Origin of the sequence: Actinokineospora auranticolor, from assembly GCF_041897805.1 — a bacterium.
Lineage (GTDB): Bacteria > Actinomycetota > Actinomycetes > Mycobacteriales > Pseudonocardiaceae > Actinokineospora > Actinokineospora auranticolor.
On the sequence record NZ_CP154825.1, the window covers coordinates 6,050,500 to 6,061,856 of the forward strand.

Annotated in this window: 13 protein-coding genes and 1 riboswitch; of the genes, 2 read left to right on the forward strand and 11 right to left on the reverse strand. The window is 73.1% G+C overall.

Annotated elements, in window-relative coordinates; translation table 11 throughout:
* Positions 1-287: 287 nt before the first annotated feature.
* Both V5P93_RS26245 and V5P93_RS26250 read right to left on the reverse strand, forming a co-directional pair.
* On the reverse strand, positions 288-1,040 hold the full coding sequence (locus V5P93_RS26245) for an adenosylcobinamide-GDP ribazoletransferase (protein WP_104483018.1): 753 nt from the start codon (positions 1,038-1,040) through the stop codon (positions 288-290).
* A complete protein-coding gene (locus V5P93_RS26250) occupies positions 1,037-1,576 on the reverse strand; it encodes a bifunctional adenosylcobinamide kinase/adenosylcobinamide-phosphate guanylyltransferase (protein WP_104483019.1) in 540 nt (179 codons plus the stop codon). The genes V5P93_RS26245 and V5P93_RS26250 overlap by 4 nt, the downstream gene beginning before the upstream one ends.
* A gap of 42 nt (positions 1,577-1,618) precedes the next feature.
* Between V5P93_RS26250 and cobF the strand changes: the two genes are divergently transcribed.
* Positions 1,619-2,392, forward strand: coding sequence for a precorrin-6A synthase (deacetylating) (gene cobF / locus V5P93_RS26255; protein ID WP_104483020.1), 774 nt, complete (start codon positions 1,619-1,621; stop codon positions 2,390-2,392).
* Here the strand turns inward: cobF and V5P93_RS26260 are convergent.
* On the reverse strand, positions 2,355-3,326 hold the full coding sequence (locus tag V5P93_RS26260; protein ID WP_104483021.1) for a LysR family transcriptional regulator: 972 nt from the start codon (positions 3,324-3,326) through the stop codon (positions 2,355-2,357). The genes cobF and V5P93_RS26260 overlap by 38 nt on opposite strands.
* A 119-nt stretch (positions 3,327-3,445) precedes the next feature.
* Between V5P93_RS26260 and V5P93_RS26265 the strand changes: the two genes are divergently transcribed.
* Positions 3,446-4,423: a M64 family metallopeptidase gene (locus tag V5P93_RS26265; RefSeq protein WP_104483022.1), complete on the forward strand. Its 978-nt coding sequence runs from the start codon at positions 3,446-3,448 to the stop codon at positions 4,421-4,423.
* Here the strand turns inward: V5P93_RS26265 and V5P93_RS26270 are convergent.
* From V5P93_RS26270 to V5P93_RS26305, 8 genes are all read right to left on the reverse strand, one after another.
* Entirely contained in the window at positions 4,413-5,186 is a 774-nt protein-coding gene (locus V5P93_RS26270; RefSeq protein WP_219824181.1) for an ECF transporter S component, read from the reverse strand. The two genes, V5P93_RS26265 and V5P93_RS26270, sit on opposite strands and share 11 nt — an antisense overlap.
* Positions 5,183-6,790 (reverse strand): ABC transporter ATP-binding protein, encoded by a 1,608-nt coding sequence (locus V5P93_RS26275; RefSeq protein WP_104483024.1) that lies wholly within the window; start codon positions 6,788-6,790, stop codon positions 5,183-5,185. Before V5P93_RS26275 ends, V5P93_RS26270 begins: the two co-directional genes overlap by 4 nt.
* A complete protein-coding gene (locus tag V5P93_RS26280) occupies positions 6,787-7,848 on the reverse strand; it encodes an energy-coupling factor transporter transmembrane component T (RefSeq protein ID WP_104483025.1) in 1,062 nt (353 codons plus the stop codon). Before V5P93_RS26280 ends, V5P93_RS26275 begins: the two co-directional genes overlap by 4 nt.
* Positions 7,845-8,693 (reverse strand): hypothetical protein, encoded by an 849-nt coding sequence (locus V5P93_RS26285; protein WP_219824182.1) that lies wholly within the window; start codon positions 8,691-8,693, stop codon positions 7,845-7,847. The genes V5P93_RS26280 and V5P93_RS26285 overlap by 4 nt, the downstream gene beginning before the upstream one ends.
* Positions 8,690-9,139: a hypothetical protein gene (locus V5P93_RS26290; protein ID WP_181043905.1), complete on the reverse strand. Its 450-nt coding sequence runs from the start codon at positions 9,137-9,139 to the stop codon at positions 8,690-8,692. The genes V5P93_RS26285 and V5P93_RS26290 overlap by 4 nt, the downstream gene beginning before the upstream one ends.
* Entirely contained in the window at positions 9,136-10,347 is a 1,212-nt protein-coding gene (locus tag V5P93_RS26295; protein WP_181043906.1) for a prenyltransferase/squalene oxidase repeat-containing protein, read from the reverse strand. Before V5P93_RS26295 ends, V5P93_RS26290 begins: the two co-directional genes overlap by 4 nt.
* A 128-nt stretch (positions 10,348-10,475) precedes the next feature.
* A riboswitch (cobalamin riboswitch) is annotated at positions 10,476-10,594 on the reverse strand.
* Between the two features lie 7 nt (positions 10,595-10,601).
* Positions 10,602-11,012: a hypothetical protein gene (locus V5P93_RS26300; protein WP_104483026.1), complete on the reverse strand. Its 411-nt coding sequence runs from the start codon at positions 11,010-11,012 to the stop codon at positions 10,602-10,604.
* 129 nt (positions 11,013-11,141) lie between these two features.
* A complete protein-coding gene (locus V5P93_RS26305) occupies positions 11,142-11,354 on the reverse strand; it encodes a hypothetical protein (RefSeq protein ID WP_104483027.1) in 213 nt (70 codons plus the stop codon).
* Positions 11,355-11,357 lie beyond the last annotated feature (3 nt).

Here is an 11,357-nt window from a genome sequence, read left to right on the forward strand (position 1 = left end):
GCCGTCACTCCCGCGGATTCCGCACCCCGCGACGCGACAAGTCACGATTCGGTCGCTCACGCGATCGAGGGAAAGGAAACGAATTGATCATCACGGGAATGCGCGGTCCGACACACATCGGAGCGATTTCGGCGTAGTCGGCCGACAGCACCCGGGTAAAACCACTCGGACGGGTGGCGCCGAGTCCCCCACGGCGGCGGCCACACCGGCCCAGCGTCACCAAACCCCTCTCTCCACTGTGGACTCACCGGCTTCCGGCGGCCCCACCGGACACATCGGACCCCCGCTCAGACCGCCGCGCACACCACCAAGACCACGGTCGTCGCCACTTCGGCGTTCGCGCCGAAGACGTCCCCGGTGACCCCGCCGAAGCGGCGGACGAGGTGCCGGGTCAGCAGCGCCACCGCGCCCGCGGCCAGGAGCGCGGCCAGCGGCCCCAGCCAGGGCCTGCCGGGCACGACCAGCGGTCCGGCGCAGACCAGCGCGGCCAGCCAGGCCGCCGGGACCGCGGGGTGCTGCGTGCCCGCGACGAGCGCGCCGAAGCCCTCGGGCCGCGCGGGCGGCACGCCCCGGCGGCAGCACCAGGAGAACGCGGCCCGGCCCGCGACGAGGGCGTACACGACCGCGGGCCACCGCGCCGTGCCGCCCAGCGCGCCCAGGGCCACGGCCTGGACGCCGATGGTGATGACCAGCGCGACGGTGGCGAACGCGCCGACGCCGCCGTCCTTCATCACCGCCAAGGCGCGTTCGGATGGGCCGTAGCAGCCGAGGCCGTCGGCGGTGTCGGCCAAGCCGTCGAGGTGCATCCCGCGCGTCAGCAGCGCGGTGGCGCCGACCGCGAGCAGACCGGACATCAGTGGCGGTAGGCCCGCGAGCGACAAGAGGTACAAGAGCGTCGCGACGACGCCACCGAGCAGCACACCGACCACGGGTGCCCAGGTGATGGCGAGACCCCTGGTTCGCGCGTCCGTGCCGTCCTGGTGGATCGGGAACGTGGTGAGCCAGTGCAAGGCGAGCCGCGCGCCCGCGAGGTGGCTCATCCGCGCAGCCGCAGCGGGATCCCGGCGACGAGCAGCAGCACCTCGGCGCAGTGCGCGGCGACGGCGGCGTTGAGCGCGCCCAACTCGTCCCGGAATATCCGGCCCGCACGGGTCGAGGGGATGACCCCGAGCCCGACCTCGGCGGAGACGAGCACCAGGCGGGCGGGGCAGGCGGCGACCGCGGCGGCGAGGTCGACGCGGGCCTCGGCGGCCTCGGGGCCGCGGGTCCAGCCCACGTCGTCGAGGACGCCGGTGAGCCAGGTGGCGAGGTCGTCGACCAGCAGCGGCGGGTCGTCGGGTCGGGCGGCGCGCAGCCGGGCGGGCAGGTCGGCGCGGGCCGGGACCTCGACCGTGCGCCAGTGCGCGGGCCTGCGCGCGACGTGGTCGGCGATGCGCGCCGACCACTCGGTGTCGGCGGGGTCGCGGCGGGCGGTGGCCAGGTAGTCGACGGGGCCGTCGCCGGTCAGCAGGCCCTCCGCGTGGGCCGACTTGCCGGACCGGGCACCGCCGAGCACCAGCGTCCGGGGGGTGGTCATGGCCCCATCTAACCGGGGTCCACCGGCGGTTAGGGTCACGGCATGAGTGAGGCGACGCGGGTGGCGGTCATCGGGATCGGGGCCGGTGACCCCGGTCACGTGACGGTGGCGGCGGTGGAGGCGCTCAACCGGGCGGACGTGTTCTTCTTCCTGGACAAGGCGGACGCGGCGATCGAGCTGTCCGAACTGCGACAGGCGATTCTGGACGTTCACGTGCCCGGTAAGGGCTACCGGCTTGTCCGCACCCCGGATCCGGAGCGGTTGCGCACGGAGGCCGGTTACCCGGAAGCGGTGGAGGACTGGCGGAAGCGGCGCGCGGACGTGTGCGAGCGGATGATCGCCGAGAACCTGCGTCCCGGTGAGACGGGCGCGTTCCTGGTGTGGGGCGACCCTTCGCTCTACGACAGCATCATCTCCGTCGTCGACGACATCCGGGCGCGGGGCGCGCTGGCGTTCGAGGTCGAGGTGCTGCCGGGGATCAGCAGCGTGTCCGCGCTCGCCGCGCGGTGCCGTACGACGCTCAACCAGGTCGGCGGGGCCGTGCAGGTGACCACGGGCAGGCGGTTGGCCCAGGGTTGGCCGGAGGGTGTGGACGACGTCGTTGTGATGCTCGACGCGCGGGACGCCTACCTGGAGCTGGCGGACGACCCCGACCTGCACATCCACTGGGGTGCGTACGTGGGCACGCGGGACGAGGTCGTCATCTCCGGGCCGCTGGCCGAGGTGGCCGAGCGGATCCGGGACACCCGCGCGGCGGCCCGGCGGGAGAAGGGCTGGATCATGGACACGTACCTGCTGCGGCGGGCGCGGGGGTAGCCGGGTCGAGCCGGTCAGGGCACCTGGCGTGCCTGCGGGCGTAGTCGCGGTACGCCTCGCGGGCGAACCCGAGCATGGCGTCGGCGTGGTCGGCCAGCGGCCCGTCGCGGCGGCAGAGGAGCACGTGCCGCATGCGCACGGGCGCGCCCGCGAGGGGCCGGACGACGATGCCGTCGCCGCCGCGGTAGACGGCCTGGCAGGCGGTGACGGCGTGGCCCGCCGCGACGAGTTCGTGGATGGATTCGGCGCTCGCCGAGGTGTAGTGGACGCGCGGGGTGAACCCGGCGCGCACGCAGGCGGTGTGGAAGCAGTCGGGCCAACCGGCGCCATCGGACGGTGTCATCGCCCATGTGCGTTCCGCGAGCTCGGTTAGCGCTACCTCGTCACGGTCGGCTAAGAGGTCGTTCGGTGCCAAGGCAACGAAAACCGGCTCATCGGCGATGACCGCGCACTGTATGTCCGATGTGGACTCCAGTTCGTAGCCGGGGTAGTCGACCGTGGCCGCCGCTTCGAGCCTGCCCGCGGCGACCAGGTCCCACAGCAGCCGGGGCGAGTACTCCATGGTCAGGCGCACCTCGACGGCGGGCAGGCGGTCGACCACGCGCGCGGCCAGGCCCACCGAGACCGAGCCGACCGCGCCGCCGATGGCGACGACGGGCGCGTCCGCGTCGGTGAAGCGGGCCACGCCGCGGCCCAGGTCGTCGACGCCGTGCAGGATCGCGCGGGCGCGCAGCAGCACGAAGTCGCCCACGCGCGTGGAGACCATCCCGCGCGGACCGCGAGTGAACAGCGGTACCCCGATTTCCTGCTCGACGCGTTTGAGGCGGGCGGTGAGGGCGGGTTGGGACAGGCGCAGGACGGCGGCGGCGCGGGTGAGGCTGCCGGTGTCGGCTATCGCGCAGAGCGTCCGCAGATGGCGTAGCTCCAGGTCCATCCGGTGAGCGTAGTGGGGGTTCGCGCGCGCGAGCCATAGATCGGCGGTATGGAAGCCGCTATTACCCCGGTGCGGGAAGGGCGGGCGATAGTGGCGTTCCCTGCCTGGATCGGAGAGAGATGCGTACGGTTCCCCTGCTCGCGGCGGTGGTCCTCGCGGCCGCGATGGTCGGTGTGCACACGGCCGATGCCGCGCAAGACGCGAATTCCCAGCCGCCCACGTACTCAACTGTGAAAGAGGTCTTCTCCCCCGACGGCACCATCACCCGCACACGGGTGACGCTTCCCGTGCCCACGGAGTCGTTCGCGCCCGTAGTGGCGGATGTGGTGCCGGTGCAGCAGACCGGTCCGTCGAGTTCGCGGTTCGACCTGGTTTTCGTCGGCGACGGGTACACCGCCGCTGAGATGGCGACCTACCACCAGCACGTGGTGAACCGGTGGAACGAGCTGACCCAGGTCGAGCCGTTCCGGTCGATGAAGGGCTCGTTCAACGTGTGGCAGGTCAACGTGGTGTCGCCGGAGTCCGGTGTGGACAACGAACCGTCGAGGGGCGTGCGGCGGAACACCGCGCTGGACATGTACTTCTGGTGCGACGACATCGAGCGGCTGCTGTGCGTCGACGAGGCCAAGGCGAAGCGGTACGCGGCGCTGGCACCCGCGGTGGACCAGGTGCTGGCGGTGGGCAACAGCACCAAGTACGGCGGCGCGGGCGGCGGTGTGGCCACGTCCTCGGGTGGCAACGCGCAGTCCGGGCAGGTCGTGGCGCACGAGTTGGGGCATTCGATCGGTGGGCTGGCCGACGAGTACGACGTGCCGAACGACCTGTACACCGGCCGGGAGCCGCAGGAGGCGAACGTGTCGGTGTACTCGAGTTCGTCGATGGCCCGGTATCGGACGAAGTGGTACTCGTACCTCGGTAAGCCGTCTCCGGACGGTGGGGTGGTGGGTACCTTCCAGGGCGCCTACTACTACAAGCGCGGCATCTACCGTCCGACGGAGAACTCGTTGATGCGCACCCTGGGGCGCCCGTTCAACCTCATCGGGTTGGACGCGATGAAGGCCGCTATCGCCAAGAAAGCGCCCGGGGTCAGGGGATGAACTCGGCGCGGCGGGCCGCGCGGCGGAACACGCGCAGCAGCACCGGTCCGGTGACCAGCACCAGCACCACGGTGGTGATGGCCCGTCCGAGGTCCCAGCCCAGCGAGGTGGCGAGGGAGAACAGGACCAGCCGGGTGAGGTTGTCCTCGACCGGCGCGCCGGGCTGGAACGACAGCGAGGTCCCCTCCCCCAGCGTGAACGGCCAGAACGACAGGTTGAGCAGCAGTCCGTACAGCAGGCCCGCGGCGGCGCCGTAGCCTGCCAGCAGCAGCGGTTCGAGGCGCCCGGTCGCCCTCGGCAGCAGCCCCGCGCCGAGGGCGACCCAGGCGGCGCCGAGCATCTGGTACGGCAGCCACGGGCCGACGCCGCCGGTGAGCAGCGCGGAGGCGAACAGGGTGGTGTTGCCGAGCACGAAGCCGAACCCGGGGCCGAACACGCGGCCCGCGAGGACCATGAGGAAGAAGACGGTCTCGATGCCCGCCGTGCCCGCGCCCAGCGGCCGGATGGCGGCGCCGAGCGCGCTGAGCACGCCGAGCATGGCCACGGCCTTGGCGTCCATGCCGCCGTCGGCCAGTTCGGCCAGCACGACGGCCAGCGACACCGGGAGCAGCAGCGCGAACACCAGCGGCGCGTCGGTGCCGTGCGCGAGGCCCGCGCCGGGGCCGACGACCAGCGGCCAGCAGAACGCGACCAGGCCGAGGACGCCCGAGAGCGCCAGCGCGACCGCCGAGCGCGGTCCGACGCGGACCGGTGGCGCGCTCACCGGGTGGCCAGGGCGGTCTCGACGGCGGCGACGGTCAGCCACGGTCGGGGCGCGAGGACCTTGGCGACCTGGGGTGCGAAGACCGGGGACGACGTGACGACCTGCTCCACCGGGCCGTCCGCCACGATCTCGCCGTCCGCGGTCACGACGACGCGGGTGGCGACCTCGGCGACGAACTCGACATCGTGGGTGGCGAGGACGACGGCGTGGCCGTCGCGGGACAAGGCGCGCAGTGCCTCGGCGAGGCGGGTCTTGGCCGGGTAGTCCAGTCCGCGCGTCGGTTCGTCCAGCAGCAGCACGTCCGGCGACGGGGTCAGGGCGATTCCCAGGACGAGGGCGAGGCGTTGACCTTCGGACAGGTCGCGGGGATGGCGGTCGTCCGGGATGCCCGGGGCCAGTGAGTCCACCAGGGCGCGGCAGGTGCCCTCGGGTCTACCGGACTCGGTGTCGGCTTGGGCGCATTCGGTGGCGACCGTGTGCAGGTAGAGCAAATCCGCCGGTTGTTGGGGAACCATGCCTATCTTGGCGCGACGAGCGGGGGGCTTCAGTTTCGCCGGGTCGGCGCCATCGACCACTACGGCGCCACCGGAGCGTTTGCCGCTGCCTTGCAGTGCCCACAGCAGGCTCGACTTGCCGGAGCCGTTGCGGCCCATGACCGCGACCCGCTCCCCCGTCGTCACCTTGAGGTCTACTCCGCTGACGGCGGTGGTGTTGCCGTAGCGCACGGTTACGCCTGTCGCGGCCAGGATCTCTCTACCGCTCACGGATTCCGACACCGGCGGTGTGATCGGCTCCAGTCGTTCCCGCAGTGGCCCGGCGAGCCTGCGGGCGTCGCGGATCGACACCGGCGGCGGTGACCAGCCGGCGAGTTGGCCGAGTCGCACGACCGGTGGCGCTACCGGCGCCTCGGCGAGCACGGTCCCGGGATCACCGTCGACCGGGGCCGCGCCGCCGCCCGGCAACCAGATCACGCGGTCGGCGTACTGGGCGACGCGTTCCAGGCGGTGTTCGGCGACGAGCACGGTCATGCCCAGGTCGTGGACGAGCCGGTGCACGGCGGCCAGCACGTCCTCGGCCGCGCCCGGGTCGAGCGCGGAGGTCGGTTCGTCGAGGACGAGGACGCGGGGGTGCGCGGTGAGCGCCGCGCCGATCGCGACCCGCTGCTGCTGCCCGCCGGACAGGGTGGCGAGCGCGCGGCCGCGCAGGTCCGCGAGCCCGAGCAGGTCGACGGTCTCCTCGACCCGTTTGCGCATCACCGTTTCCGGCACCGCCAGCGACTCCATGGAGTACGCCAGTTCCTCCTCGACCGAGTCGGTGACGAATCCCGCCACCGGGTCTTGGCCGACCAGGCCGACGACGTCGGCCAGTTCTCGTGGTGGGTGCGTGGCGGTGTCGCGCCCGTCGACAACAACGCGACCGGTGAGCTTGCCGCCGGTGAAGTGCGGCACCAACCCGTTGACCGCTCGAAGCAAGGTGGACTTACCCGCGCCGGTACTGCCCACTACGAGGCAGAGTTCACCCTCCGGCACGAACAGGTCTATCCCGCTCAAGGTGGGCCTGTCCGCGCCGTTGTACGTCACGGACACGTTGTCGAACCGGATCACGAGCGCGTCTCCCGTCGAACGAGCGCCACGGGCAGCAGCGCGATCAGCACACCCGCCGACGGCAGCAGCGGTAGGTCCGGGAAGGACAGGGGTGAGGTGGTCGGCACCAGGTCCGCCGTGCCCAGGGAATCGGCCACGATCGTCACCGCGCCGGCGGCGAGCCCGGAGCACGCGATGAGGACGGAGCGGACGGTCCACTTGTCCGGTCGGTACCGCGTGCGGCGCACCCGGCGGGAGCCGATCAGCAGTCCGGTCACCGCGAGCAGCACCCCGAGCAGGAGCGTCGGCGCGCCGATGATCGCCGGGGCGGCCGAGTCCAGCAGCCCGTAGGCGCCGACGCACAGGCCGATCAGGCCGCCGAAGACCAGCAGCGCCGTCAGGACGCGGGTCCGGCGCGGCAGTCCGGCCGTGCGGCCGTAGCCCCGGGAGTCCATGGCGGCGGCCAGGTGCAGCGAGCGGTCGAGGCCGTCCTCCAGCACCGGTACGAGCAGGGTCCGGATCGCGCGGCGGCCACGCGCGGGGTCACCGCGCAGCATCCGGGCGCGGCGCACCGACCGCGCGGACACCGCCAGCTGCGGTGCCAGCGTCAACGCGACCACGACCGCGGCGCTGACCTCGTAAAGCGCGGCGGGGACCGATTTGAGCAGCCTGCGCGGGTCGGCGAGCGCGTTCGCGGCGCCGACGCAGCAGAGCAGCGTGGCCAGCTGCAACCCCAGGTACAGCGCGTGCGCGAGCCCCTCGGCGGTGACCGGGCCGCCGATCCGGATGCCCGCCGCCCAGTCCGGCAGCGGGATCTCCGGCAGGGTGAACAGCACGGTGGTGCCCGTGAAGCCGCCGACGAGGACGTGGAACACCAGCCGGATGCCGAGCACGGCGAGCCCGAGTTTGAGGAACATCCCGTACGCCGACGACCAGGGCGCGGCGGCGCGGCAGGTGACCGCGACGAACCCCGCCACGGCCGCGACGAGGGCCAGCAGCACGGGGTTGGTGGTGCGACTGGCGACGACCGCGAGTCCCAACGCCCACAACCACCACGCCCCGGAGTGCGTTCGGGTCACAGATCCTCTCGCGCTCTCCGACGCCGCGCGGTGATGGCGGCCAGGGCCGCGAGCACGACAACCACGATCCCGGCGACGATGACCGCCGTGGAGCTACCGGACTCCGCGCCCGCCGTGGGTTGCGGTGGGGGCGGCACCGTCTCGGATGGGGCTACCGGTGCCGGTATGGCTTCCGCTGACGGTGACTGCGACGGCGGCGGGGAGGATTCCGACGACGACGGCGTTGAGGATGGCGGTGTGCTCGGTGGTGGCGCGGGTGCCGCTGTCGTTGTCGTGACGGGAGGTTGTACGGCGGCGGGAGCGGCGGGTTTGCCCGCTGCGGTGGCGGGAGGGGCCTGCACGGCCGTAGTTGTCGGGTTCGCCGCGGGCGGCGGGACCGCGGGTGCGGCCGGGGGTGCCATGGCGGGCGCCGCGCCCGCGCCGAACGACCACCCCTCGACAGTGCCCGCGCCGGGGTCGCGGTTGCCCGCCCCCTTGGTGCTGTAGGTCCAGGTCCCCCCGCGCGGGGCGTGCCAGTACGACCAGTACGCGTTGCCCGGTGAGGCGTTGACGCACGGGTCCGCGTCCGGGGCGGGGCGGTTGTCGATGCGGCACACGAAACCGGGCTGCCGGGTGGGGAACGTGTAGCCGAACCCGGCGTCCGCCAACGCCGCGAGTCCGCTCGCGGGATCGCCCGGCGCGCACCGGGTCTGCACCCCGCCGCCGAGCGAGCCGAAGTCGACGACAACGGTCACCCCGGAGGCACCGCACGCCGCCGCCGACGCCGGTACCGCGCCGCCGACCAGCCCCGCCGCCGCCAAGAGGGCGGCGGCGAGGGCGGTGCGCAGGCCCGACCGTGCGGTCACGGGGCCTGGCCGGGAGCGGTGCCCGCGCCGAAGGCCCAGCCCTCGACCGTGCCGGGGGCGGGGTTGTAGGCGCCCGCGCCACTGGTGCTGTAGGTCCACGAGCCGCCCGGGGTGCCGTGCCAGTAGGACCAGTAGGCGGTGACCGGGGCGCCGTTGCACGGGTTGGGCTTGGTGTTGATCTGGCACACGAAGCCCGGTTGGCGCGGGACGAACCCGTAGGTGAACCCGGCGCCGGTGAGCGCGGCCAGGCCGGACGCGGGGTCGCCGAGCGCGCAGGCGGTCTGGATGGTGCCGCCTACGGCGGTGAAGTCGACGATCACGGTGACGCCGGACGTGCCGGAGCACGCGGCGGCTTGCGCGGGTGCCGCGCCGAGCGCGGTGGTGACGGCCGCGGTGAGGCCTACCGCCGCCGCTGCGGCGGTTCTGCGGAGTACGGCGGTCTTCACTTGTTACCTCCATGTGGGACACGGCGACGGGACACGAGGACAAGGCCGGTTCCGGTCAGCAGCAACAGGACTCCGACCCAGACCCCGGCGGTGGGCTGGAATCCGGTGGCGGCCAACGGAGGCGTGCGCGATCCGGCGGGCAGCGGCGCGGCGGCCGAGGTGGTGGTCGTCGTGCCACTGGCGGTTGTGGTCGTAGTAGTAGGCGCGGTCGTGGTGGTGGTCGGCGTGGGGCAGTCCACAGTGGGCAACGCGGCGGTGGCGCCGTCGGCGGTGATGTCGGCGAAGCTCACCCCGGCGATACCGGGGATGGCCTGGGCCGCGGCACGGGCGGCGGTGGCCGCGTCGAACTCGGACGCGTTGTGCGGGATCGCGCCGCGGTCGGCTTCCGGGCGGTCGCAACCGACCTGGAGGGTGACCAGGAACGCGACGGCCTTGTCCGCTTCGGCGGTGCGACCGCCCGCGCGCAACGCCTGTGCGGCCAGGCCGGTGCTGTTGGAGTTCTCGATGCCGCCGTCGAGGAAGGAGCCGTTGGGTCGCTGGTTGGCGACCAGCCAGTCCAGCCCCTTGGTCGCGGGCTGCGCGCGCCCGGCGGCCAGCAGCGCCTGCACGGTGATCGCGGTGCCGTCCACGTCGGGCAGGCAGGTCGCCTCCTCGAACGGGACCGGGAAGCCGCCGTCGGGACAGGCGGCGCCCGCGAGGTAGTCGACCGCGAGGTCAGGCAGTTCGCCCGCACGCTTGAGGGTCAGCACGGCCAGTGCCTGGCTGAAGGTGCTCGTCTGGTCGCCGTATTTCGTGGCGTCCGCGAACCGGCCGGTCCGCGCGTCCATCAGCGCCAGCAGTCGGGCGTGCAGGTCGATCCCGCCGAAGGTCTTCGGGTCGATGCCCTGTGCCTGGGCCACAAGGCCGAGTTTGGCCAGCGGGCCGACGTAGGACTCACCGCCGCCGGGGAAGGCGTAGTAGGTGGCGTTGGCCGGGACGGCGAGGAACGCGGTGGCCTTCTCCGCCGCGCCCTTGGCCACGCCCGCCGCGTCGAGCGCGAGGACGACGTCGGCGGTCAGGCCGTGGTCCGGCATGCCGGGGACGCCCGGGGTGTCGATGTACTCGCCGTCGACCAGCTGCCTGGCCAACCACCCGGCGGCCGTGTCGTCGGCGGTGACCGCCGCCTGGGCGGGGGCCGTCGCGGTGACCGTGACCGCGACCGCGAACACCGTGGCCGTGATCCTCCGGCCTAAACCCATTCTCCTACGCCTCTCGCGCTCGCGGCGGCGTGGGAACCCGGACCCGCGCGACAACGGCGGGGAGCGTCCAGGCTCCGACCCGCTGTCCTCGACGGTGTGCGGAGCAGACCGCGCCCAGCGGGTATTCGGGCTCACCACCGTCTCTCGGTGGCCTACCGTTGCGGGACAGCGCCGGATTCCGACCGGACTTCCCCCGACTGGGCACGGGTGCGTTCCGCTCACGATCATGCCGGGCGGGCCGGCGCCGCCGCAAGATCCGAATAGGTCACCCGGCTCACGTGGCCGGGCAGGCGCCCCGCGCGCGGTTGACGGCACGGACGGCGGCGACGCCCACCAGCACGACCGCGGAAAGCCTGAAGCACAACGACTTCACCGCCGACACGGAACCTGACCGCCGTGGCCAGGAGGTCGATCCGGGTGGGGTACGCGGTGATGCCCGCGTCCTCGACGTAGTTCAGCGCGGCGCCCACCAGCGGCAACAACGCGATCCACGCGCGCACCCGCGGCGCGGCGTTGCGCAGGGTGTGACGCAGTCCGAGGGTGAGGGCGGCGGCGAAGGACAGGGCCAACGGGATGTCCAGCAAGAGGATCAGCAGGGGGTCGGTCCGGCCGTCGGCCCGTAGGTGGTCAGCCACGAATAGGCCGTGTCGGCGGCCAAGGCGGCGGCGGTGAGCAACGAGTCGTGGGGGGGTCGCGCAGGTCGAGGGCGCCGGGAGCGGCGAGGGTGGCGACGATCAGCGGGCGCAGCAGCGCGCCCATGAAGATCACGGCGAGCAGCAGCGACTGCCCTCGCGCACGACGCCCGCGCGCTGTCCGGCCGCCATCAGGTCCCCCACGATCTCCACGGGGTGCTGGAAGCCCGGGGGCAGGCTCGGGTGGAACGACGAGGTGTTCAGCACGGTGACGGTGAACGCCTCGGGGTCGCGCCGGTAGGCGGCCGCGGCGGTGATCTCGTCCCGCCTGCTCGCTCGGGGCACGAC